Genomic DNA, 25,570 nt, shown 5'->3' with positions numbered 1-25,570 from the left:
TAATAAAAATTGTGAATAAAATTTTGATAACTATTTTGGTTGTATAACTTTGTATGTATGAAAATCGAACTTTACATCGCGCAGCTTTTATACCGTTATCAATGTGTTACCGTTCCTGGTTTCGGGGCTTTTTTGACCGAAATTAAATCGGCAGCACTTAATGAGAGTACGCATTCGTTTTCTCCTCCTTCAAAAAGAATTGCCTTTAATGCGAATCTAAAAAACAATGATGGTCTATTAGCCAATCATATTGCTTTAGCTGAAAAGACATCCTATGAATATGCTGTCAGTAAAATTCAATACGAAGTTTTTAATTGGAAAAAAACATTCGAAGAAAACCAGAATGTTACGATAAAAAATGTCGGTGAACTTCGTTTAAACGCTGATAAAAATATTGTTTTTACTCCGTACGATCAAACCAATTATTTAACCAGTTCTTTTGGGTTGGCACCTTTTGTTTCTCCACTTGTAAAAAGAGAAATTTTCGAAAAAGAGATAGAAGCAATTGAAGAAAAAACAACAATTACATTAATACCTGAAGAAACCAGAACTACAAATTCTTACCTAAAATACGCTGCTATTTTTGTATTAGGATTAGGACTTGCAGGAAGTGTTGGTTATCCAATGTATCAAAACCAAATCGCCTCAGAAACGTTGCTGGTTGAAACTGCTGTTCAAAAACAAGTTCAAAATAAAATTCAGCAAGCTACTTTCTTTATCGAAAGCCCGGTTCCTGCAGTGACACTTTCTGTAAAATCGACTACCGAAGCAAAAATGCCCTACCACATTATGGCTGGAGTTTACAGAGAAGAAAAAAATGCTGATAAAACCTTGCGGATTTTAAATCGTTTAGGATATGATGCCAAACGAATCGCGCCGAACAAAAACGGTTATTATCCCGTTTTATATGGTAGTTATGCCACATTTGCTGAAGCTGAAAAAGCAAAAAAAGAAATCAATATAAAGCACAATCCAGAGGCTTGGATATTGATTGAATCACTATAGTAACGAAACCCTATTCTTACCGAATAGGGTTTTTTAGTTGTAAGACTTTCTTGTTATTAATTCAAACTCGCTTTGTACATTCTGGCTTCTTCCCAAGAGAATTTTTGACCGTGTTTTTCCATTAACCCATTGAGTGATTCTTCGCGGTACCCCTCAAAAGCGGCGGCTAAATCCTGCATTTTATCTGCTGGTAAAACTTCTGAAATGGCTACTGCTTTGGTTTGTATCAACTTTACAAAATGCGAATAAATGGTTTGTTTGGTCAATACTCTAATGGTCGCAATCTCATCAATGGATTTCTTTTCGACCCACAATTCGTAGGTTTCTTGCACCGTTGATTTTTTTGGCAATGCAGTTTTTGATTTTTTTGAAGTGTAGCGTTCCACGTCTTTCTCATCATCTATCAAAGTAATGTTGAGTTCTTTGAATTGATTTTGAATAGCTTCCGTTTTGCGGATGATGTAATTTTTTATTTCTGAGGAGGTCAATTTTTCTTTCGAAATGGTTTCGCCCGCAACAACGGTTTCTATCAATAATTTTGCCTTCATCAGGCGTAGAACAGCTTTGGTTTGTACCTCTTCTAAAACTATCAATTCTTCGTAAAACATCTTTGCCTTTTTGATGCGTTTTACTTCTTCGATTTTCCAAAGGATTTCAAACACCAAATCATCCATAGGTTTCAAAAAATAACTAAAAGCGGCTTGAATGCGTTCCGAGACATGATTTAAATCAACTGTTTCGGGAGCAAAAAGCTTGTTCAATTGCGATATGAATTTCTTGGATGGATCCAAAAGCTGTTCGATGACTTCGTTTTGCTTTTTGGCCCACAACGCATGTTTTGATTTTCCTGAGACCTCTGAGTTTTCGTTGTAACTGAATCGGTGATTGCGCCATTCCTGTGCCAATTCACTCCAGTCAAACGTGTTGATCAGATAGTTATGGATAAAATTCTTGGTTTCAAAATGCAAGGCACTGGCTAAAAATGAATCCGAAGCTTTGTTCAACGAATAATCCATCACATCTTGATCGTTTGAAATGCCGTTCATGCGCAACGGAGAAAGCAAAATAAGCCCTTCTAATGAGCGCAAACGTGATAATGCAACATATGCCTGTCCTGGCAGGAAAACTTGCGAAACATCAAGCGCAGCTTTGTCAAAAGTCAATCCCTGGCTTTTATGAACCGTTATAGCCCAAGCTAATTTGATGGGATAATGCACAAAAGTTCCCAAAACCTCTTCTTCAATTTCCTTTGTGGCTGGATCTACTTTGTAACGAATGTTTTGCCATTCGTATTTTTCGACTTCTATAGTTTTGTTTTCTTCGGGAAAATGAACCAAAATCTCTTGGCTTCCCAAGGATTTGATAACGCCCATTTTTCCGTTGAAATAATGTTTATCAAAGGACAAATCGTTTTTTACAAACATAATTTGAGCACCTACTTTCAATTTCAATTCTTGTTCCACGGGGAAAATCTTATCGGGAAAATCGCCTGTAATAACTGGTTGATACGTTACTAATTTACCTTCTAGATCCTCTAAAGCTTGCGCATTCATCGAATCAGCTTTGTTGTTGTGCGTGGTTAAGGTAATGTATCCTTTGTTGGCTTTTAAGTCAAAGTCGGGTTTTACATATTGGTTTAACGTTTGAATGTCTTGCTGAGAAATCTGGTTGTTACGCAGATTATTCAAAACCGAAATAAACGTATCATCAGTTTGACGAAAAATCTTGGACAATTCAATGTATAATGGCGGATGTTGTTGCACCACGTGCGAATGGAAAAAGAATTTTCCTTTGTAATAACTTTTAAGCGTACGCCATTCTTCGTCCCGAATTACCGGTGGCAACTGCAATAAATCGCCAATATACAACACTTGAACGCCACCAAAAGCAGTGCTTTTTTTACGAACGGTTTGCATCATATAATCCATAGCATCCAGTAAATCTGCACGAAGCATACTCACTTCATCAATAATCAATAATTCCATATTGCGAATTACTGATTTCTTCAAACCGCTCATTTTGAAATGCCTACGCAAAGTAGCTTTGGTTTCAAATTTAGTACTTTCAGAAAATTGAGGCGATGAATTATCTGGAATAAATCCTCCAAACGGCAATTGAAACATGGAGTGAATCGTAACTCCACCAGCATTTAAAGCCGCAATTCCTGTTGGCGCCACAACAACCGTATTCTTGTGCGTGGTTTGAATAATTTCCCTTAAAAGTGTGGTTTTTCCCGTTCCTGCTTTCCCGGTAAGGAAAACGGATCGATGGGTTTGATTGATGAATTGTAAGGTATAAGCGGCGGCTTCTGAAATAGTTTGCATTTGGCGTGTATATATAAAGCTAAAGTATTGAATTTTAGGAATACATTTTATAGTTGAAGAAACTATTTGTCTGATGAATTGTTTTTTTTAGCCGTGATAGTAGCGGAAATCCTCGAGACTTAGAAAGTGATTTTTTTATAGCCAGAAAAGAGCGACCAACGGAAACTTCTTTGAAGGGTAAGAAAACACACTTTATAAACGAGAGATTACTTCATTGTACATTTATTTTATTGGTGTTCAGTGAACTACGTTTACAGCGGATAGCGGGACACAAGCGAAGCGAACTGACGAAGTAAATAGCTTCAAAAAAAATGCCTTCAATCTAAGGATAGACGAAGGCAATTTTTTGAATTAATATAAAAAATTATTTTTTAGCTTCTGCTTTTTCTTCTGTTTTAGCAGGTGCTTTGTATTTGTCGTTCAAAGCTTTGATGATTTCTTTTGTGATATCAAATTTGTCTTCAGCATATAGAATTGAAGCCGCGTCACCTGTACCGTAGATGTATGCATATCCTTTTTCTTTACCGTATGCTTTGATAAATTTTTTGACTCCTGAAACTAATGAATCCATTTCTTTTCCGCTCTCTACTTGCAATTCCTGAGATAACGCTTGTTGTGCGTACCCTAATTGTTGCTCTCTTTTTTGTAATTCAGCCCCTTTTTGCTGTGCCCAAGCTTGACCGTTTGCTTGTGCTTGTGCTTGAAAGTTGGCAGCTTCTTGTTTGAAACGATTAATTTCAGCTTCTAGCTGTTTACCTTTCTCTTCAGATTTTGCTTTGTATTTTGCTTCAAGATCTTTTGCCTCTGTATATTCTTTCATCAATTCTGAAGTATCTACGTAAGCGGTTTTTACTTCTTTGACTGCTTCGACAGGTTTGTTACAAGCAACAATCGAAATTGATAATGCAAGTAACACTAATGCTTTTTTACTTTTATTTTTAAAATTGCTTTTTTGGTATTCGTAGATCATTGATTTCATTTTATTGAATTTCTAGTTTTGAGTAATATGGACAAAAATATAAAAAAATAGATAGGATTGACATAAAGTTTTAAAAATGCTACTTTTTTTATGATATAGGATTTTATTATTGTGATTGGTTTTGATATAATTTACAACTATTAAAATCGGCTTTCATATCTTAATTTAAATGAACCTTCTTTAAAATCCCGATTACTGATGTGGATTGATTAAAAATCGGTGTTTAAATACGTTTAAAATGATTTTTAGTTGTTTTTAAGGATGTAAATGTGTGATGAATACTCAAAATTTTGCTTTGCTTTAAAATTTGAACGTAATCCCACAAAAAAAGCTTTTACATAATTCATTTTACCAGTTTTGTATTTTTCCGAAAGTAAGCTCACATAAAAAGAGTCAAACTTCATAGGAAGTACTTTTACCAATTTCATGTCTTCTTTTTCGAAAAGCATTTTAATAGCTGTTTTAGAGAAATGCCAAAAATGAATGGGTACATCGTAAGCGGCCCAAAACTTTCCGTAATATTTTGCATCGAAGGATTTGAAATTTGGAACAGCAATTATTAAAGTCCCGTTTGGTTTTAGCAATCGTTTCAATTCTTTGATTTGGTTTTCCAAATTAGGAACGTGTTCCAAAACATGCCACATCGAAATCACATCGAAAGAATGATTCTCTAATTCGCTGGTTTCTTCAACAAATGAAACACCTTTCTTTTTTGCAATCGCTTTTGCTTTTTCGCTTGGCTCTACTCCTATTGTGTGCCAACCATTATTTTTAGCAACTGACAAAAAATCTCCTGTTCCGGCACCAATATCTAAAATGCTTCCTTTCTCTGGTTGCAATGAATTGATTAAGTTCAATTTGTTTTTAAGCGCAATGCTTTTTACAAAATGATATGCTTTTTCAAATAAAGACCTTTTGCTATCCGTATGCGAAATATAATCTACGCTTTCGTAGTACTTTCCTAAATTTTCTAAACTAGGTTGCGGAGTCGTAATCAGCATGTCTAATTTAGCGTCATGATACAGGTCGAAAATTTCCTGAGAAACAGAATAATCTTTAACGGTTAAAAAAGGCTTTTGGTTTGGAATGTCCATTAATTAATACTCTTTAATATTTTAATTTTAAACTAAACCCTGAAAACACCAACGGATGCTTTCAGGGCTGACTTATTTATTTTTATGATTCTTCAGTTATAGCAAGCCTTCACAACGTAGTTTCACGTGGAACAAAATGATTTAAGAATAAAGATTAACGATTTCTGATTACAGAACTTTCATAAATCTGCAATCAAAAATCGTTAATCAAAAATCTACAATGCTTAACGTCCCATGTAAATCAACAACACCGAAACATCACTTGGTGATACACCACTGATCCTTGATGCTTGAGAAATAGTTACCGGACGAATCTTGCTTAATTTTTGTTTTGCTTCTATAGACATCGATTTGATTTTTTCATAATCAAAATTCTCTGGTATTTTTACATCTTCCAATCGAAGCAGTTTATCCGCATTGTTCCTTTCTTTTTCGATGTAACCAGAATACTTGACTTGGATTTCGGCTTGTTCCAAAATTTCTTGGTCCAAATCATTTTCTGCCACATACGCTGCAACCTTATCGAATTTCATGATGTCTTCTAAACCAATTTGCGGACGAGAAAACACTTTGAACATTTTGTCCCCTTGCGTAATCAGCGCCGTATCTTTTGATTCTAAAATAGGATTTGCTTCTGCAACCGAAACACTCGTTTCTTTGAAGAAAGCCACCATTTTTTCAGATTCATTTAATTTGTGTTCCATTCTACGCAAACGCGCTTCTGAAGCCAAACCTATTTCATGCGACATTGGCGTCAATCTGAAATCGGCATTATCTTGACGTAATAACGTTCTGTATTCCGCACGAGAAGTAAACATTCTATACGGCTCCTCTGTACCTTTTGTGATTAAATCATCAATCAAAACTCCGATGTATGCTTCGTCTCTTTTTAATATTAAGGGCGCTTTTTCATGCACTTTTAAATGCGCATTTATTCCAGCCATCAATCCTTGGGAAGCAGCTTCTTCATAACCGGTGGTTCCGTTTATTTGTCCTGCAAAATACAACCCTTCAATAAGCTTTGTTTCCAAGGTATGTTTCAATTGTGTTGGCGGGAAATAATCATATTCGATTGCATAACCTGGACGAAAGAATTTAACTTTCTCAAATCCCGCAACAGAACTTAAGGCTTTAAATTGAATATCTTCCGGGAGCGAAGTTGAAAATCCATTTACATACACCTCACATGTATTCCAACCTTCGGGCTCAACAAATAATTGGTGTCTTTCCTTGTCAGCAAAACGATTAATTTTATCTTCAATAGAAGGGCAATATCTTGGACCAAGACTTTTTATTCTTCCGTTGAACATTGGCGAACGATCGAAACCTTCTCTCAAAATATCATGAACTTCAAGTGACGTGTACGTCATGTGACAAGATCTCTGATGAACCAAAGGTGACGTCACGTCTGAGTAGGAAAACTTATCCGGCTTGGCGTCTCCTTTTTCTTCGTTCATCTTCGAATAATCCAACGAACGTCCATCCACTCTTGGAGGCGTTCCTGTTTTCATTCGACCTGATTCAAAACCTGCAGCTACTAAATCTTCGGTAACTCCATGCGAAGCACTCTCGCCTGCTCTTCCTCCTCCAAATTGTTTTTCACCAATATGAATCAAACCATTCAAGAACGTTCCATTGGTCAACACAACCGATTTAGATCGTATCTCCAATCCAAGAGAAGTACGGATTCCTTTTACTTTTCCATTTTCAATAATCAAACCTTTGACCATTTCTTGGTAGAAATCAAGATTTGGAGTCCCTTCCAACATCATTCTCCACTCCTCAGCAAAACGCATACGGTCACTTTGAACACGGGGCGACCACATCGCAGGACCCTTAGATTTGTTCAGCATCTTAAACTGGATTGCAGTTCTGTCCGAAACAATTCCTGAGTATCCACCCAATGCATCAATCTCACGCACAATTTGTCCTTTTGCAATTCCGCCCATCGCTGGGTTGCATGACATCTGGGCTATATTCTGTAAACTCATTGTCACCAATAAGGTTTTCGAACCCAGATTTGCGGCAGCAGCAGCAGCCTCAGAACCGGCATGTCCTGCACCCACAACAATCACATCATATTCATTTAGAAACATCTTCTTGTATAATTTAACCCTGATTCAGGATTGTAATTTAGAAATCTGTGTATTTGTTCCACGTGAAACATTGACGACTAATTTATCAGATCTGTACCTTGTGTTCCACGTGAAACACTTTAGATTTGAAAACCAAAACAACACTAATGTTTCACGTGGAACATAGCGATTTTTTCATCTTCTTTAGCGCGCATTAAAAGCTCTTCTGCCTCGCCTTTATCTTTGAAACCGCAGTAGTGTAAAATTCCATGCACTAAAACGCGCTTTAATTCTTCCTCAAAAGAAACATTAAAGTCAACAGCGTTGTCTTTAACTCTTTCGATAGATACGAAAATGTCCCCGTGCAATTCATTACCCATAGAATAATCAAAACTGATAATATCCGTTAACGTATCGTGATCAAGATACTCTACATTGATTTTATGCAGGTATTCATCGTTGCAAAAAATATAATTTATCTCTCCTTCTTTCTTGTTTTCCGAGGTTATAACTTTTCCCAACCAAGCAGCAACAACGTCTTCGTTGTCTAAATTAAAATCGGTTTCGTAATTAAAATTGATCATTTTTTATTAAAATATTCTTGAACCTTTTGATTAAAATTCGAGCGCAAAGGTAAGGATTGTCTATTTAATATTTCTATGCTATTCAAATAATCTAATAAAGCAGCTGGCAACGCATTAGACCGATTATTAAACTCCTTTTTATTGGTTTCAGATTGCCGTTTGTTTTCCTCTCCTTGTTGTTGAATGGCGGTGTTCAATTTTAATAATTCCTGCTTTACATTCAGTATCTTTTGAAGCGTTTCGTTCTTAAACCCTTTATTCAATAGTTGCTTTTCAATTTGCTTCATTTGTTCCAAAGCGCTTTGTCCATTACCACCTAATCCTTGTTTGTTCAATTCGTTTTGTAGTGCTTCACGTAATTGCTTTTGCTCCTTATAAATTTCCAAAATAGCTTGCGCATCACCTTCACCTTCTTGTCCTGACTGACCTGATTTGCCTTGTTTGCCGTTTTGTCCTTTTTGTCCCTCACCTGGCTTATCTCCTTTTTTCATTCCATCTTTCATCTTCTCACCAAGACCTTCTTGCTTTTTAATAATATCTGGCAATTGCATGCCCAGTCCTTGACCGGGTTTCGGTTTGCCAGAACCAGCACCTGACATTTGCATTTGCATATTGTTAAGCATGTCGCTTAGAAAATCTGCTAACTTATTAGCTGCAGAGATTGTGTATTGTTGGTGCGACAAACCTTTAGTAACTTGTGCATCGGTTAAACTGGATAACGATTTGTCAACGTTGTAAATTACATTGCCAATTTCTTTGGTAATATCCTCAGCTATTTTTGGATTACGCAACGACATCGCAAATAAACTATCATCAACATGTTTAAACTGTTGTTTTAAATCTTGCTGAATTTTAATGTTTTTATTAAATGCTGGCGACCCAGATTTATGCTTTCTAAACTGATTCATCACCTCTTCCTGAGATAAAGAAAAAGCCAATAAATTATCTAGTATTTGTCGCAACATCGCAACATCTTCCTCCAACTGCTCCATATCTCCTGCAGCCATACTTTCGGCCATTTTTTTCGCCATCTCTTTCATCTTTTTAGATGCACTTTTTTGATTTGGCTTCGCTTTATCTTTTTTGTCTTTCTTCAATTCCTCCAAAGCTTTCTTTAAATCATCATCAATACTTTTTTCTTTAGTATCGTCTTTTGGTAAATCCAAAGGTGATTTTAATTCCTTATTTTCTTTTTCCAACTCATTTAAATCTTCTTGTAATTTATCGAACTCCCTATTAATATCTTCTTGCTTTTCCAGTTTGTTCTCCTTTTCGTCATTGGATAATTGATCTTGCTTTTCAGAAAGCTTGTCCAATTTGTCCCGTAGTTGTTCGGCTTTCTTTTCTACATAAAACTTCTTGGTCAACTCCACCAACTGTTCTAAATTCTTAGTTTGGTTTTTACTGTTTTGCTTAAATTTATCCAACTTAGTCAACAGCTCTTCATTCTGAATTTTATCGTTCAGTTCCTTTAATTCATCCAAAAGCTTTTGATTTTTCTCCAATTCTTTTTCAGCTTTGTCCATTCGCTTTTGAAGCTCCTCTTTTAAATCATCCTTTTTTTCCGTTTTAAATTGCTCCAAATTATAGTTCATTTTTTTTGTAAATTCCTTCATCATTTCATCTTGTTTCATTTGACGTTTGATGAAATCATTTACTTTTTGCTGATCTTTGAAGTCCAAAACTTCTTTCTCTTTTCCCGACTTTTGCAACTTCTCCATTTCAGAAATTTGCTTGTCCTGGTTTTTCAAAGACTTCTCTAAACTATTGATATTGTCATTTTGTTGTTCCAAAATTTGATCTTCATTTTCTTCATCTGTAGCAACACGATTAGAGAAAACAGATGACTTCGTACTTTTGAAATTATGAATAGCATCATTATCAAAAACTTCAAAATAATAATCATAAGATACACCTTGCACAACCGGGAGATTACTTGGAAACGAAAATACAAATTGGTCAAAAGCACTTTTCTCAACAGCAATTGTTCCACGTCTAGCAGTTTGCGGCTTCTCTCTTTCGTAATACACAACCTGAAGTTTAGACAGGCCATAATCATCCGAAATTTGACCTAAAACATAGTTCTTAGCCACCTTCAAACTGTCGGGTGCGTTGTTTACATTAATCGTTGGAAACTGATCTTTTACTATAGAAAGATGATAATTGAGTTTTTCGTAGTTTTTTACTTTATCATTCGAAGTAAGAATTTGATAATCTGTATTTTGACTAATATTTTTTGATAAAACGAAACTGTTTTCTGTTTTCGAAAAAGTAGCTTTTACAAATCCGTCTATCCAATCCACGCTTTGTGTGGCTAGCGTATTCATCTTCCAAGTAACACGAGTTCCTTCAGGAATAACAGCATTTCCTGTTCCTTTGATAACTTCTGATTTTTTATTCAAATACGCCGAAAAGTTCAACTGCATTTCGAAATTTGCAATAGAGGGAACGGTTATCACTTTAAGTTCATAATCAGGAGAAGAAATAGCATTTCCCTCCACGTGGAACAAAATATTTTCTGAGGGCTTTGCCATCTTAAATTGAAACTCTCCCGCTTTAGTCGATTCCATAAAATAACTTTCGTCATCAATAAAAATCATCGCATTCTCAGGAACTATCTTTCCTTCAGTTTTAATTCGAAGTGTAAAATCCTTTCCTTGCTCCGTTTGTAAATTCGAATTAAGAACTACAAATTTAAAAGGAGCCGGTGGCATAAATGCAGAATTGAAATGCACTACTCTATTCAAACTTTGAGAAATCATGCTGCTGTTTCCTGAAAAATAAAAGAAAGCAAATAACACTATTGGAATCAATGCCAAAGGAAAATATTTCCTGTTACCGTTATAATTTATGGCATTACCAAAAGGTATTGGTTGCAACGCATTGGCTTTTTGTTCTATCGAAGCGGATAATAATTCGGATTTAATTTGATGCTCATTAGGATTTGATAATTGTAAAAAGTTAGTCAATTTATCACTCACTTCAGAAAAATGATTTCCTATAATTGCCGAAGCCTGATTGTAATCGATTCCTTTTTGAAGTTTGAATAATTTAAAAATGGGGAACAAAATAAATCGACACAACAAATAGACTTCTACTCCAACGAAAGTCCAAAATAAAATGGTTCTTCCTATTGGCTTAAGCCAAAGAAAATATTCGACAAAAAGCGTAAATAGAAAATACAACAAACCTAAACCGATAAAGAAAATAGTTCCTCGAATCAATTCGTTGGTATAAAACTTTCTGATGAAAGCTTCTAATTTTTGATAAATAAATTGCTGTTTTTCCAAAATTTATACTTTGATTTTTTATAACCACTAAAAGTAATAATTTAAATGAATAAAGAAATGTTAAAAATCACCAAACTCATTAATCTTACAATATCTCATTTTCAGATAATAACATCAGAAATCGAATTTGTATCTTCGCAAAAAATTTACAGCAATGTCTAAACAAGTTCGGGTGCGTTTTGCACCAAGTCCAACTGGACCTTTACATATTGGCGGCGTTCGTACCGCATTATTCAATTATTTGTATGCCAAAAAAAACAATGGGATTTTCTTCCTAAGAATTGAAGATACGGATCAAAACCGATTTGTTCCTGGTGCAGAAGAATATATCATGGAAGCCCTAGAATGGTTAGGAATTGCGCCAGATGAAACTATTGATAAAAATGAAAAATTTGGCCCTTACCGCCAAAGCGAAAGAAAAGATTTGTACCAACAATATGCTACTAAATTAATCAATTCCGGAAATGCATATTATGCTTTTGATACAGCGGAAGCTTTGGATGAAGCAAGAAAATTAGAAGAAGAACAAGGTAAAACGTTTATTTACAATCATACAAACAGAGAAAAACTGGATACTTCGTTAGTGATTTCTGCAGACGAAACTGCTAAAAGAATTGCAAATGGCGAACATTATGTCATCCGTTTTAAAACTCCGGTGAATGAAACCTTGCATTTGCATGACATTATTCGTGGTGATGTAAAATTTGAAACTAATCTTTTAGATGATAAAGTATTATTCAAAAGTGACGGAATGCCAACGTATCATTTAGCTAATATTGTAGATGATCATTTAATGGAAACTTCGCATGTAATTCGTGGTGAAGAATGGTTGCCATCCATGCCTTTGCACGTTTTGTTGTACAGAGCATTTGGTTGGGAAGCACCACAATTTGCTCATTTACCATTGATTATGAAACCTGTTGGTAACGGAAAATTATCAAAACGTGATGGAGATAAAATGGGATTCCCTGTATTTCCATTGGACTGGACAACAAACATAGGCGTTTCATCAGGCTACAGGGAAAAAGGATTTTTCCCGGAAGCTGTAATCAACTTTTTAGCATTATTAGGTTGGAATGACGGTACGGAAAAAGAATTATTCTCACTGGAAGAATTAGTAGAAGCTTTTGACTTAAATAGAGTTCACAAATCTGGAGCTAAATTTGATCCTGAAAAAAACAAATGGTTCAATCACCAATATTTAATCAAACAAGACGATGCTATTTTAGCTAAAGCCTTCTCCCCTATTTTGGCTGAAAAAGGTTTTGATATTGAAGAATCCAAGGTTACGAAAATTGTTTCCTTGATTAAAGAAAGAGCACATTTTGTATCAGAGTTCTGGGAAATGAGTGATTTCTTTTTTGCAGCTCCAAAAAATTATGATGAAAAAGCCAGTAAAAACTGGAAAGCTGAGACTCCGGCATTAATGCAAGAATTAATTTCTGTTGTCGCAGCAATTACCGATTTCACCTCTCTAAATATCGAAACCATTGTCAAAGACTGGATGACGAAAAACGAAATTGGAATGGGAAAAGTAATGCAACCATTTCGTTTGAGTTTGGTTGGCGCGTTGAAAGGCCCACACCTATTTGATATTGTAGAAGTTATCGGAAAAGAAGAAACTATTTCGAGAATTCAGAAAGCAATTTCAACTTTGTAAGATTACAAAAATATTGTTTAACAGAAAGGCATCTAATTCATAAATTAAGAATTGTGAATTAGATGCCTTTTCTTTTATGTCACTTATAATTTATCTATTAAAAAAATACCAAGTAAGTAAACATTTTAATTTGTAAATTGTGAGATAATTTTTAACTAAAAATAAAAACATTATGAACATTGCATTAATTATCTTACTAGTCTTTGGATTCTTTATTTTACTGTCTTCCTTTTTTACGGTAAAACAACAAACAGCTGTTGTTGTAGAGCGATTCGGAAAGTTCTTAAGTATCAGACAATCCGGTTTACATTTAAAAATTCCTTTAATAGATAGAATTGCAGGACGTGTGAATCTAAAAATTCAACAATTAGATGTTATCATTGAAACAAAAACAAAAGACAACGTTTTTGTGAAGCTAAAAGTTTCAGTTCAGTTTATGGTTATCAAAGAGACTGTTTATGATGCTTTTTATAAACTGGAGTATCCACACGATCAAATTACTTCGTATGTATTTGATGTCGTTCGTGCCGAGGTTCCAAAATTAAAATTGGACGATGTTTTTGAAAGAAAAGACGATATTGCCATTGCCGTAAAAAGAGAATTGAACGAAGCCATGACTACTTATGGATACACAATTATCAATACTTTGGTAACAGATATTGATCCTGATATTCAAGTAAAAAATGCAATGAATAGAATTAATGCTGCTGATAGAGAAAAAACAGTAGCTGAATTTGAAGCAGAAGCATCAAGAATTAGAATTGTGGCTAAAGCAGAAGCAGAAGCCGAAAGCAAGCGTTTACAAGGACAAGGTATTGCAAATCAAAGAAGAGAAATTGCCAAAGGTTTAGTAGAAAGTGTTGATGTTTTAAATAGAGTTGGAATCAATTCTCAAGAAGCTTCTGCATTGATTGTTGTAACCCAACATTATGATACGCTGCAGGCTATTGGTGCTGATACCAATTCAAATTTGATCTTATTGCCTAATTCTCCACAAGCTGGAAGTGACATGCTCAATAATATGATTGCATCGTTTAGCGCTTCTAATCAAGTGGGTGAATTAATGAAAAAAAGAGGTGAAAAAGGAACTTCAAGAAGAGAAAAAAACATCGACCTACCTGAAAAACCAGAAGCTCAAGAAGATCAAGAAACAGAAGAATAGAGTACTTAAATTCATAAAAAAAAGAGGCTTAATTGCCTCTTTTTCTTTTAGTAAACCAATTTTTTATAAACGGAATTGCTTTATTTAATATAAAAGGAGCCGCAGTAGAAACAATTGCTCCATACGGAATAACAGAACTATACGTCCCTATTAAGTCACTTACAATATTTTGAGGCGTAATACTTTCCTTTGTTTTTTGAAAACAATAAGCCAATTTTTGATAACTGATTTCTTTTTCAATCTTTAAAATTTCGAGTTCCCTTTCTATTTGAGCATACGAAGAATATTTTTTGGTTTCCATATATTAGTCGTTAAAAAAGATTTCTGAAAATTTCTCTAAAATGGGTCCTTCTACGATTTTATCTTTTATAGAAAATAAAATTCCTGTTACTACAAGATAAACGCCCCCAACGATTAAAAATCCCAATGCGTAACTATCTAAAGCCATACCAATAGCTAAAGCCCCAGCTACCGAACAAAACAATAAAACCATACTGAAACACAATAAAATCAATGAAAATTTTATGATCATGGTTGTCGATTTCATAGCGACCTTAAAACCCCACAATTTATAATAAGCCACAGTGCTTTCTAGATACGCTTTGGCTTGTTCTTGAATGTTTTCTGTATTTTCTTTTAATTCTTCAAAAGCCATAGATTTTATTTTAGGATTTGATACAATGAGTAAATCAAAATTATTTTTGAAGTTTAGCGTTCTGCCTTTTTAGTTCGGCTAATTTTTCTTCTAAAAAGGAAATTACATCTTCGGTCTTGTGACTCATATTTGAAACCAATTCTTCATAGGTTTCTTCCAGATCAATTTTTGCGGTAGAAAATTTATCTTTAAATTCTTCTGAGGCATGATCTAGTTTATTTTTTAATTCATTCTTAACATCATCAAAACCATCTTTCATTTTTTCTCTGGTTTTTGATCCTTTATCGGGAGCAAATAAAATTCCGATTCCAGCTCCAATTACTGCTCCAGTCAAAAGAGCCAAAAATGTATTTCCTGTTGAATTCGACATGATTCTTAATTTTAAAAGTTTGTTTCATAAAGGTACCTGTTTATTAACAACTCCCTGTTAACAACTCGTTAAAGTGTAATTTCACAAGGCAAAAAGCGAATATAAGCGAACTGTTTCACGTTTATTTTAATTCCATATGAATTGTTATTTGTTTTAAAAAACGGTCTTAAAATCAATTTATGAACGTCGTTTTTAATAATAAAAAAATATTAAAAACCATATTTTTATAACTAATTACAATAATAACAAAAGCCCTCTAATAAGAGAGCTTTTGATTGGTAAAATCTATTTAAAATAAAGGTCTTAAAATTTAAGGTCTTTTAATAATTGTAACACTTTTTCGTTTTTCTCGATTGATTTTAATTCTGACAGTTGTGTTTCGAAAAGGCTAAAATTATTCAAATCATTTTGCAAATTTTCAATCGCTAAAATTCTAACCGCTGCCATTTGACTTTTTAATGACATGGTGTATAATTTTGTCAAAGCTTCTTCTTCGATATCTTTTACTTTTACTTTATTTGAATGATGCAAAATCAAATTAGAAAATAAGAGCGAGTTGTTATCATTTTTAATGCTTTTTACAATTGTCTGAATAATTAAACTGTAATTGTCAATACTTTTAATATTGTCAACAATAGTATTTAGAATCAAATTGGCATTGTTTTCGTCCTTTTCTTTTACATATTTATTGATTTCTTTTTGAGTATTCATCAATACATTTTCTTCTTTTTTACCTTTTTCTTCCCAGGCATCTTTCAATCCCACGGTTTTATTAAAGACAATTTTGCCTTCAGCCGTATCTTTATCTACATTGAAATAACCCAAACGTTGAAACTGGAATTTCTCTCCAGATTGCGCCGTTGCTAAACTTGGTTCTACAAATCCCTTCACAATTTGTAACGAACTTGGATTCATAAATTCTAAGAAATTTTTCTCTTTATGACTGTCTGGAGCTTCATCAATAAACAAGCGATCGTACAAACGAACTTCAGCTTCTAATGCATGTTGTATCGATACCCAATGCAAGGTTCCGGCTACTTTACGTTGACTGGCTTCGCTCCCACTTCCGCTTCTGCTTTCTTCATCATAAGTTACATGAATCTCCGTAATAGTTCCTGCAGCATCTTTTATAACACTTTCACCTCTAATAATATACGCATTTTTAAGACGTACTTCTCTGCCTAAACTCAAACGGAAAAACTTTGCAGGAGCATCTTCTAAAAAGTCTTCTCTTTCAATAAATAATTCTTTAGAAAAAGGTACTTTTCTAAATCCCGCGCTTTCGTCTTCTTGATTATTTTCGGCTTCCAACCATTCTTCTTTATCTTCTGGATAATTCGTAATTACTAATTTTATTGGATCTAGAACCGCCATAACTCTTGGAGCCGATTTATTCAAATCTTCGCGCAGGCAAAATTCCAAAAGTGAAAAATCAATTATATTTTCTCTTTTGGCAACACCAATAATATCACAAAATTTACGAATAGCATTGGCTGTATACCCTCTCCTACGCAATCCTGAAATTGTAGGCATTCTAGGATCATCCCAACCATTTACTATATTTTCTTGAACCAATTGCAACAGTTTTCGCTTGCTCATTACAGTGTAATTCAAGTTCAAACGGGCAAATTCATATTGATGTGGTTTTACTTTTGAGTCATCATAAATTTGGTCCAAAAACCAGTTGTATAATTCTCTGTGCATTACAAATTCTAACGTACAAATAGAATGTGAAATTTGCTCTATATAATCACTTTCTCCATGTGCAAAATCATACATGGGATAGATTTTCCAATCGTTTCCAGTTCTGTGGTGATGACGGTGTAAAACACGATACATCAATGGATCACGCATCAACATATTAGTCGAAGTCATATCAATTTTAGCACGCAAAACATGGCTTCCTTCTTCAAAATCTCCATTTTTCATTCCTTCGAACAAAGCAAGATTTTCTTCAATAGAACGGTTTCTATAAGGACCATCAACTCCAGGTTGTGTAGGCGTACCTTTCTGCGCAGCCATATCTTCTGAAGATTGACTGTCAATATACGCTTTCCCGTTTTTAATCATTTTTACAGCCCAATCGTACAATTGTTGGAAATAATCAGATGCATAGCGTTCTTCAGCCCAATTGAAACCCAACCATTGCAAGTCTTCTTTGATAGCATCAACATATTCCTGCTCTTCTTTGGCAGGATTTGTATCGTCAAAACGCAAGTTAACTGGTGCATTGTACTTTAACCCTAGTCCAAAATTCAAGCAAATCGATTTGGCATGACCTATGTGTAAATATCCATTAGGTTCTGGCGGAAAACGGAAACGTAATTTATCTTGGGGAAAACCGTTGGATACACTGTCTTCAATGATTTGTTCTATAAAATGGAGTGATTTTTCTTCAGTTGACATTTTTTTGTTTTATTTTAGCAAAGGTAAAAAAGTTTAAGGTTTAATGTTTACTGTTTACATAGAAACCTATGAAAAGTTCGAAATTGCACTTTATACTTTACACCATAAATAAAAAATATAATAATGGGAATCATAAAACTTAAAAATATCAGAACCTTCTCTTACCACGGTTGCTTGATCGAGGAAGGAAAAATTGGCTCTGACTATACCATAAACTTAGAAGTTAAGACTGACTTGAGAAAATCAAGTATATCAGATGATTTAAAAGATACGGTGGATTATGTGCTTTTAAATCGCATTGTTGTGGAAGAAATGGCTATTCGTTCGGACTTATTAGAACATGTTGCTCACCGAATCATAACTCGAATTTTTGAAGAAATTCCTGAAGTTTCCAGAATTATTGTGGCGGTTTCTAAACTCAATCCTCCTATTGGCGGTGACGTTGAAGCAGTTACTATAGAAATGGAAGAATATAGAAGTTAAGTTAAATACAAATTACAAATTATGAATTATGAATTTTTAAAACTTTGTAATTATTAGCTTTCCTTTTTTAACTTTTTTACTATATTTGCACACCAATAAATAATTGGCGTCGTGGCCGAGCGGCTAGGCTGGGCTCTGCAAAAGCTCCTACTCCGGTTCGAATCCGGACGATGCCTCCAAAAGAGATACAGAAATGTGTCTCTTTTTTTTATGACTAATTTTTAAAATAAATTAAATAAAGATATGGTTCGAATCCGTCCCGAGGCTTCGGGAGATGCCTCTAAAACCTTCAAGGAAACTTGGAGGTTTTTTTTATGCTTAATTTTTAGTAAAAATTAAATAAAGTTGTGGTTCGAATCCGTCCCGAGGCTTCGGGAGATGCCTCTAAAACCTTCAAGGAAACTTGGAGGTTTTTTTTATGCTTAATTTTTAGTAAAAATTAAATAAAGTTATGGTTCGAATCCGTCCCGAAGCTTCGGGAGATGCCTCCAAAAGAGATACAGAAATGTGTCTCTTTTTTTTATGACTAATTTTTAGAAAAAATTAAATAAAGATGTGGTTTGAATCCGTCCCGAGGCTTCGGGAGATGCCTCAAAAGGGATGCAGAAATGTGTCTCTTTTTTTTACACCTAATTTTTAGAAAAAATTAAATAAAGATGTGGTTCAAATCCGTTCCGAGGCTTCGGGAGATGCCTCTAAAACCTTCAAGGACACAAACAAAGTGAATTGGCGTAGCAAACTGGGAGGTTTATTTTATGTCTAATTTTTAAGAGAAATTAAAAAGTTTCTGATTTAAACCATTAAGAAATTAAGAAAAATTAAGTGTTAAGTCTTAATGAAACTTAATTACTTAATGGTTTAAAAAAACTTAAATGTTTAAATAAAAAAAACTGAATCTAAATCACTTATAATCAAAGATTATACTCTTTTTAAAAAATTATTATCTATTAATTCTCTATTTTTTCAAACGCTTTTTTAACCATTGCTTTTTCTTCTGGGAACCAACCTTGAGTGATTAAAACCATCCCAAAAACCATCATTACAATACTGATTCCTTTTTTGATTTTAAGAATATTAACTGGTGTTAGTTTTGTTTTTAATTGCTTTGCTAAAAGTATTTTGATGCAATCGATCAATAAATAAGTAATAACTACCGATATAAAAAAAGTAATCATTCTGGAGGTTTGCATTTCTAATTTTGGTCCCACAGAAATGATGATAGCCAACCAAAAACCTAGAACACCAATATTAATAATATTCAACAAAAACCCTTTTATAAACAGACTTACATAGTTTTTTTTTACTATTTCCCTGTCAATAATATCAGTGTTTATTTTTTCTTCTTTTTTTAATTGTATGAAGGAAATTATACCATAAGCAACCATTAAAACACCACCAAAAATAAAAAGAGCAGGTTGGTCTTTTAAACTTTGAATTAACCTGTAACTCCCTAAATAAGCTATTCCTATAAAAACAATATCACCTAAAACAACTCCTAAATCAAATACTAAGGCTGCTCTAAATCCTTTTATAATACTTGTTTCTAGTAATATAAAAAAAACAGGACCAATCATAAAACTTAAAAATATTCCCCAAGGAATACCAGCTAAAATATCGTTTATCATTAAAAATTTAAATTTATTACGCTAAAATATAAACCAAAGTACTACTATTTTTCTAAAATAGTACCGCCAATAAATACTTCTTTATTGATCTGTTTTGGTTTACCGTAGATAAATATAGAGCCTCCAGCTTTCACTTTTGCATCCACTAATGTAGTTGCATGAATTTCAGATTTTCCTCCCGCAGCAACGCTAATTTTAGTCTGATTCGTGTGTAAATCTGCTGCTTTTAGAATTCCGCCTGAAGTTATGGCTACATCTGAGTTCGTAGCTTTACCAGAAACATCAATTATTCCACCTGCATTAGCTTTTATATTCACCTTATCAACATTAATTTCAATGTTAATCTCTGCTCCTGATTTTGCATTCAAATCTAAAAGTGTTTGCTTAAAATCAGTATCACTTGAAACATAGCTTCCCTCGCTGGCACTGATACTTTCGATATTTTTAAAATATAGTTTTATTGTGATAGCATCACCCGATAACAATTGTGGAAATGGCATTCTAATTTTTAATTCGCCATTTTTATTTACAGTTTCCACTTCATCAGCACGGTCTCCAGTTATAACTATTTTGTTTTCTGAGGCTGGAATTAATTTTACACTGATTTTATCAAATACTTTTACTTCATCAAAATCTCCTAAGTTTCGGGTTACCTGTGCATTTATTATTTGACTTAAAAATACAAAGGCAATAATCACTAATTTTTTACTCACATTTCTAATATTGCTTTTTTGGAATTGCTTCGCCAGTTCGTTAGCACTCGTGTCGTAAATCTTTGATTTCATTTTTTTTATTTTAACGGTTCTTCCATTCTTCTTAGAAAATTAAAATCCAGTTGTTTTTTAACTAAATCGGCATTTTTTACTTTAACGTAAATTTCGTCTCCTAATTGTAATAATTTACCAGAAGTTGCGCCAGTTAGTGCATATTGTTTTTCGTCAAAAGTGTAATAATCGTCTTTTATATCTCGAATTCTACACATTCCTTCGCATTTGTTTTCGATGATTTCTACATAAATTCCCCATTCGGTAACACCAGAAATTACGCCTAAAAATTCTTGATCTTGATGATCTTGCATGTATTTTACTTGCATGTATTTAATAGAATCACGTTCCGCATTGGTTGCTAAGCCTTCCATTGTTGACGAATGCAAACATTTTGTTTCATACGTTTCTTCATCAACTGATTTTCCTCCATCTAGATAATGTTGCAACAATCGGTGTACCATAACATCTGGATAACGACGAATTGGTGAGGTAAAATGAGAATAATACTCAAAAGCTAAACCGTAATGTCCTATGTTATCCGTAGAATATTTAGCTTTACTCATACTCCTAATTGCTAGAGTATCAATAAGGTTTTGCTCCTTTTTACCACTTACATCTTCCATTAATTTATTTAAAGCCTGGGAAATAGAGCCTTGCTTAAAATCTATTTTATGTCCAAACTTGGCAATAACAGCTTGCATTGCAAAAAGTTTATCTTCATTTGGTTCATCATGAATTCTATAAATGAAAGTTTTCTTTTGTTTACCAATGAATTCTGCTACTTTTTTATTGGCCAAAAGCATGAATTCTTCAATCAGATGATTGGCATCTTTTGAAACTTTAAAGTAAACACCTTGTGGTTCACCAGCTTCGTCTAAATTGAATTTTACTTCTACTTTATCAAAAGTAATTGCTCCATCAGCCATTCTTTGTTTTCTAAGAATTTTGGCTAATTCATCCATTTTTAGCGTTGCAGCAACAATTTCTGCTGAAACTTGATATGAAGTTCCAGTAATCGAAATTTCTTCTGGAATTGTGTCGTCCTTCATTTCTATGATATACTGCGCTTCCTCGTAAGCAAAACGCTGATCCGAATAAATGACAGTTCTTCCAAACCATTGATTGACCACTTGTGAAGTTTCAGTAATTTCGAATATAGCAGAAAACGTATATTTTTCTTCATTTGGACGCAAGGAACATGCAAAATTTGATAGTACTTCTGGCAACATAGGCACTACTCTATCCACTAAATAAACAGAAGTTGCTCTTTGATAGGCTTCATCATCCAGGATTGTTCCTTCTTCAAGATAATACGAAACATCGGCAATATGAATACCAATTTCATAATTACCATTTTCTAATTTTTTAAATGAAAGTGCATCATCAAAATCCTTCGCATCTTTTGGATCAATGGTAAAAGTCAACGTATCACGCATGTCACGACGATTCGCTATTTCACTAGCAGTAATCGAAGTATCTATTTTTTGTGCAAACGTCTCGACTTCAATAGGAAATTCTGATGGCAAACCGTATTCAGCAAGAATGGCATGAATTTCTGTATCATGCTCTCCTGGTTTTCCTAACACTTTTATTACGGAACCAAAAGGACTATCAGCTCTAGCTGGCCAATCTTCGATATGAACTAAAACCACATCACCTTGTTCTGCCTCGCCTATTTTATCCTTTGGAATAAAAATATCCGTATACATTTTAGGGTTTGCGGTAGAAACAAAGGCAAAATTAGCTTGAATGTCAATAACACCTACAAAATCAGTTTTGTGTCTTTCAAGGACTTCAATCACTTCTCCTTCAGGTCTTTTACCACTTCGTTTATTATAAACGTACACTTTAACAATATCTTTATCTAAAGCGTGGTTTAAATTATTGGTAGGAATAAATACATCATCATCTAAATCAGGGCAGACAAAATAAGCGGTCTTTCGTCCTGTCATGTCAATTTTACCTTCGTAATAATCTTTACTAACTGCTTTGATTAAATATTTACCAGGTTCTGATTCAATAATTTTATTTTGCGAAGCCAGAATCTTCAAATCTTTTATAATTTGATTCCTGCTTTCGGTATCATCAACTTCTAGCTTGGCTCCTATTTGTTTGTAATTGAATGCTTTATTGGCACTTTGCGATAATATTTTTATAATTTTTTCTGAGAAATCTTTCCCTTTTTTTACCGGCTTTCTTAATCTTTTACTCATACATCTGTTCTTAAAAGTCTAAAATTACAAAATAGTAAACTGTAATTAGCCAACAGCGTATAGTTTTAAAGAAAATATAACTTTACAGAATAGTTGTATCTTTATAAAAAGTATAAAAAATGGAAGAATTTCAGACCATTGCAATTTTTAATTATTCGCATGAAATTATAGTTATAAAGCATTTGCTCGAGCAAGAAGCAATTCATTATTTTTTTGAAAATGAAAACTTAGTTTCTGTCGATCCTTTTGGCAGCTTTGCATATGGAGGAATCAAACTCAAAATTCATTTTAACGATTTTGAAAAAGTACAAGAATTGCTAGACAACCTAAACAGCAATTTGAAAATCGTTTGAAATAGAATTCATTTTTTTGACTTCAATTTTTTGAAAGTTGTCAACATATATTTAAATAAACAAAAAGAAAAATTAAATTTAAAATTCTTCTTGGTTGTTATTATAGCGTGTTAATAGTGGCAATAAATTTATTTTAAAAAGGATTGAAATCAACTTAAAAGATGTTATACCGACTTATCAACATAGTTATTTTTGAATAAAGTATTCGTTTTAAAGGAGTTTCTATTTTTAATTAACAATGGTTAATAATCCAATAATAATTCATTTTGTAAATAAGTAGTTTTTAAAAATTTGTTAATAAACTACTTTTTAATAATGATAACTATTCTAAAAATTCCTCAAAGTAAATTAGGTTTTAAAAACTGGGTTTTGGATTACTTAATTTTTTAATAGTACCAAAAAATAGTTCTTATTTTCTATCTCAAGTTATCAACATCTTGTGTTAATTTAAAGTTAACTGAATATCAATCAATTGCGTTTTGCTATTAACAATGCAAATTTTTAACATTTACAATAATAAATGTACATTGATTTACAGGTATTTATACATTAATAAAAATTGTTGATAACCCGTAATTATATAGCTATTAAAGGGTTACAAGACCATTAATAGAAATACTATAAGTGGTTTAATTAGCAAACAAAGAACAAAAATTTATTAGGCAATCAATAGAATAGTTTCTCTAAATTTGCAACACACAACTTAAAATACACATCATGAAAATCTCCATAGGAAACGATCACGCAGGACCAGATTATAAACAGGCAATTGTTGAAATGCTTATCGCAAAAGGACATCAAATTACAAATTATGGAAGTGATTCAATTGATAGTGTTGATTATCCTGATTTTGGTCATCCAGTAGCCACTGATGTAACAGAAGGTAAGGCTGATTTAGGAATTGTAATTTGCGGAAGCGGAAACGGAATTGCAATGACGGTTAATAAACATGCTCAAGTTCGTGCTGCTTTATGTTGGACGAAAGAGATTGCTATTTTAGCACGTCAACATAATGATGCCAATATTATTAGTATTCCTGCTCGTTTTACTTCAATCCCACAAGTTCTAGAAATGGTTGATGCTTTTATTACTACTGATTTTGAAGGAGGTAGACACCAAAACCGTGTCAATAAAATAGCGTGTCAATAAAAAATCGAGGTGCTTCGCACCAATAATAGTTTGTAAGCTCGGTTTTTACACCGGGCTTTTTTTGTTTTCTATTGACTGAATTTACATTAATTCAGTCAATTAACTGACTGAATTTACATTTTTTAGTATATTTGTATCTAAATATTTAAAATTCAAGACGATGAATTTTTTAAAAAGAGGAATAGACACATTGTTTTCCAAAAAAGTTTTACCAAACAAAGTACTGATTTTGTTAGGTGCAAGACGTGTGGGTAAAACGGCTTTTATCAAAAATTATCTTTCAACCATTCCAAAACAAGAGTATTTGCATCTTAATGGCGAAGATATAGATGATGCCAATTTACTAAAAGAACGATCAGTAAATAATTACAGCCGGCTTTTAGCAAATATTAAAGTATTGGTTATTGACGAAGCGCAAAATATTCCCGACATTGGCTTAATTCTTAAATTGATTGTCGATTCTATTGATGGAATAAAAATTATCGCCACAGGATCGTCCGTTTTTGATTTATCGAATAAGTTAGGCGAACCTTTGGTAGGAAGAAAAAATACGATATATTTATTTCCAATGGCTCAAATGGAATTTGCTAAATATGAAAATTTCAAGGAAACTACTCAAAAATTAGAGGAACGATTGCTTTTTGGATCTTATCCCGAACTCGAACAATATTCAGATTGGAATGATAAAATTAACTATTTGAAGGAGATAATTAATTCCTATTTATTGAAGGATATTTTAGTTTACGAAAGCATCAAACAATCCAATAAAATTTTGGATTTATTGAAATTAATTGCTTTTCAAGTGGGACAAGAACTGTCTTTGCAAGAATTAGCTCGGCAATTAGGCATTTCTAAAAACACCGTCGAAAGCTATTTGGACTTACTATCTAAAGTTTTTGTAATTTATAAAGTACCTGGTTTCAGTAGAAATTTGCGAAAAGAAATCACCAAATCCAACAGATGGTATTTTTATGATAATGGGATTCGAAATGCAATTATAGCGAACTTTAGTCGATTGGATTCAAGGACAGATGTGGGTGCATTATGGGAAAATTATCTTTCTTCAGAACGAGTTAAGCACCAAAATTACAGTCAAAAAAATGTTGCCAATTATTTTTGGCGCACGTATGATCAACAAGAATTGGATTGGCTGGAAGAAGAAAACGGTATTTTGAGAGGTTATGAATTCAAATGGAACGAAAACCGAAAAGCCAAAATTCCTACGGCTTTCGCCAAAGGGTATCCAGAAGCTAGTTTTGAAGTGATTAATAAACAGAATTATTTAGATTTTATAATGTAAAAAACATTTTTAGGGTTTAATATTATTGTAAAAAACAACTAGTAACACAGCAATAAAGTAAGAATCTTTTTTATTT

Annotated in this window: 20 protein-coding genes and 1 tRNA gene; 8 read left to right on the top strand and 13 right to left on the bottom strand. The window is 33.3% G+C overall.

The features are described 5' to 3' along the window. Positions 1–57 precede the first annotated feature (57 nt). Entirely contained in the window at positions 58–1,005 is a 948-nt protein-coding gene (locus tag AC061C_RS03285; protein WP_478290019.1) for an HU domain-containing protein, read from the top strand. 56 nt (positions 1,006–1,061) lie between these two features. Here AC061C_RS03285 and AC061C_RS03280 read toward each other — a convergent pair whose 3' ends face one another. The 6 genes from AC061C_RS03280 to AC061C_RS03255 all read right to left on the bottom strand — a co-directional run bounded on the left by AC061C_RS03280 (position 1,062) and on the right by AC061C_RS03255 (position 11,351). After that, on the bottom strand, positions 1,062–3,329 hold the full coding sequence (locus AC061C_RS03280; protein WP_478290018.1) for a helix-turn-helix domain-containing protein: 2,268 nt from the start codon (positions 3,327–3,329) through the stop codon (positions 1,062–1,064). Positions 3,330–3,693: 364 nt separating this feature from the next. After that, the gene (locus AC061C_RS03275; RefSeq protein WP_417968587.1) at positions 3,694–4,299 is read right to left on the bottom strand and encodes an OmpH/Skp family outer membrane protein; all 606 of its coding nucleotides are present in this window, start codon (positions 4,297–4,299) and stop codon (positions 3,694–3,696) included. A 254-nt stretch (positions 4,300–4,553) separates the two neighbouring features. Further along, positions 4,554–5,402: a class I SAM-dependent methyltransferase gene (locus AC061C_RS03270; protein WP_478290017.1), complete on the bottom strand. Its 849-nt coding sequence runs from the start codon at positions 5,400–5,402 to the stop codon at positions 4,554–4,556. A 224-nt stretch (positions 5,403–5,626) separates the two neighbouring features. After that, entirely contained in the window at positions 5,627–7,498 is a 1,872-nt protein-coding gene (mnmG, locus tag AC061C_RS03265) for a tRNA uridine-5-carboxymethylaminomethyl(34) synthesis enzyme MnmG (RefSeq protein ID WP_478290016.1), read from the bottom strand. 143 nt (positions 7,499–7,641) lie between these two features. Further along, entirely contained in the window at positions 7,642–8,061 is a 420-nt protein-coding gene (gene ybeY, locus AC061C_RS03260; protein ID WP_478290015.1) for an rRNA maturation RNase YbeY, read from the bottom strand. Next, a complete protein-coding gene (locus AC061C_RS03255) occupies positions 8,058–11,351 on the bottom strand; it encodes a coiled-coil domain-containing protein (RefSeq protein ID WP_478290014.1) in 3,294 nt (1,097 codons plus the stop codon). Before AC061C_RS03255 ends, ybeY begins: the two co-directional genes overlap by 4 nt. Before the next feature lie 154 nt (positions 11,352–11,505). Between AC061C_RS03255 and gltX the strand changes: the two genes are divergently transcribed. Together gltX and AC061C_RS03245 are read left to right on the top strand one after the other, a co-directional pair. After that, positions 11,506–13,011, top strand: a complete 1,506-nt coding sequence (gltX, locus tag AC061C_RS03250) for a glutamate--tRNA ligase (protein WP_478290013.1) — start codon at positions 11,506–11,508, stop codon at positions 13,009–13,011. A 172-nt stretch (positions 13,012–13,183) separates the two neighbouring features. Next, on the top strand, positions 13,184–14,173 hold the full coding sequence (locus AC061C_RS03245) for an SPFH domain-containing protein (protein WP_478290012.1): 990 nt from the start codon (positions 13,184–13,186) through the stop codon (positions 14,171–14,173). Between the two features lie 28 nt (positions 14,174–14,201). Here AC061C_RS03245 and AC061C_RS03240 read toward each other — a convergent pair whose 3' ends face one another. The 4 genes from AC061C_RS03240 to AC061C_RS03225 form a co-directional block, all read right to left on the bottom strand. Next, positions 14,202–14,474, bottom strand: a complete 273-nt coding sequence (locus tag AC061C_RS03240; RefSeq protein WP_478290011.1) for a DUF6327 family protein — start codon at positions 14,472–14,474, stop codon at positions 14,202–14,204. 3 nt (positions 14,475–14,477) lie between these two features. Further along, complete coding sequence (locus AC061C_RS03235; RefSeq protein ID WP_478290010.1) at positions 14,478–14,828, bottom strand: phage holin family protein; 351 nt, start codon at positions 14,826–14,828, stop codon at positions 14,478–14,480. 40 nt (positions 14,829–14,868) lie between these two features. After that, positions 14,869–15,198, bottom strand: coding sequence for a YtxH domain-containing protein (locus tag AC061C_RS03230; protein WP_417947988.1), 330 nt, complete (start codon positions 15,196–15,198; stop codon positions 14,869–14,871). Positions 15,199–15,501: 303 nt separating this feature from the next. Next, on the bottom strand, positions 15,502–17,604 hold the full coding sequence (locus AC061C_RS03225; protein ID WP_478290009.1) for a glutamine--tRNA ligase/YqeY domain fusion protein: 2,103 nt from the start codon (positions 17,602–17,604) through the stop codon (positions 15,502–15,504). 123 nt (positions 17,605–17,727) lie between these two features. Here AC061C_RS03225 and folB point away from each other — a divergent pair, with 123 nt between their 5' ends. Further along, on the top strand, positions 17,728–18,087 hold the full coding sequence (gene folB, locus AC061C_RS03220) for a dihydroneopterin aldolase (RefSeq protein WP_417985647.1): 360 nt from the start codon (positions 17,728–17,730) through the stop codon (positions 18,085–18,087). Positions 18,088–18,192: 105 nt separating this feature from the next. Next, positions 18,193–18,266: transfer RNA gene (locus AC061C_RS03215), tRNA-Cys, on the top strand. Positions 18,267–19,034: 768 nt separating this feature from the next. On the opposite strand, the gene AC061C_RS03210 is transcribed toward AC061C_RS03215, so the two are convergent. Genes AC061C_RS03210 through rnr form a run of 3 tightly spaced genes read right to left on the bottom strand, consistent with a single transcriptional unit; the run spans position 19,035 to position 22,692 of the window. Further along, on the bottom strand, positions 19,035–19,712 hold the full coding sequence (locus tag AC061C_RS03210; protein WP_478290008.1) for a LysE family translocator: 678 nt from the start codon (positions 19,710–19,712) through the stop codon (positions 19,035–19,037). Positions 19,713–19,756: 44 nt separating this feature from the next. Beyond that, on the bottom strand, positions 19,757–20,497 hold the full coding sequence (locus tag AC061C_RS03205) for a head GIN domain-containing protein (RefSeq protein WP_478290007.1): 741 nt from the start codon (positions 20,495–20,497) through the stop codon (positions 19,757–19,759). A 5-nt stretch (positions 20,498–20,502) separates the two neighbouring features. Next, entirely contained in the window at positions 20,503–22,692 is a 2,190-nt protein-coding gene (gene rnr, locus AC061C_RS03200) for a ribonuclease R (protein ID WP_478290006.1), read from the bottom strand. A 119-nt stretch (positions 22,693–22,811) separates the two neighbouring features. Here rnr and AC061C_RS03195 point away from each other — a divergent pair, with 119 nt between their 5' ends. The 3 genes from AC061C_RS03195 to AC061C_RS03185 all read left to right on the top strand — a co-directional run bounded on the left by AC061C_RS03195 (position 22,812) and on the right by AC061C_RS03185 (position 25,494). After that, positions 22,812–23,045 (top strand): DUF2007 domain-containing protein, encoded by a 234-nt coding sequence (locus AC061C_RS03195; RefSeq protein WP_309757393.1) that lies wholly within the window; start codon positions 22,812–22,814, stop codon positions 23,043–23,045. Positions 23,046–23,762: 717 nt separating this feature from the next. After that, the gene (locus AC061C_RS03190) at positions 23,763–24,194 is read left to right on the top strand and encodes an RpiB/LacA/LacB family sugar-phosphate isomerase (RefSeq protein WP_478290005.1); all 432 of its coding nucleotides are present in this window, start codon (positions 23,763–23,765) and stop codon (positions 24,192–24,194) included. Positions 24,195–24,354: 160 nt separating this feature from the next. Further along, positions 24,355–25,494, top strand: a complete 1,140-nt coding sequence (locus AC061C_RS03185; protein WP_478290004.1) for an ATP-binding protein — start codon at positions 24,355–24,357, stop codon at positions 25,492–25,494. Positions 25,495–25,570 lie beyond the last annotated feature (76 nt).

It is taken from the genome of Flavobacterium sp. GNP010 (assembly GCF_056428945.1).
This window is presented reverse-complemented; position numbering and strand designations above follow the sequence as displayed.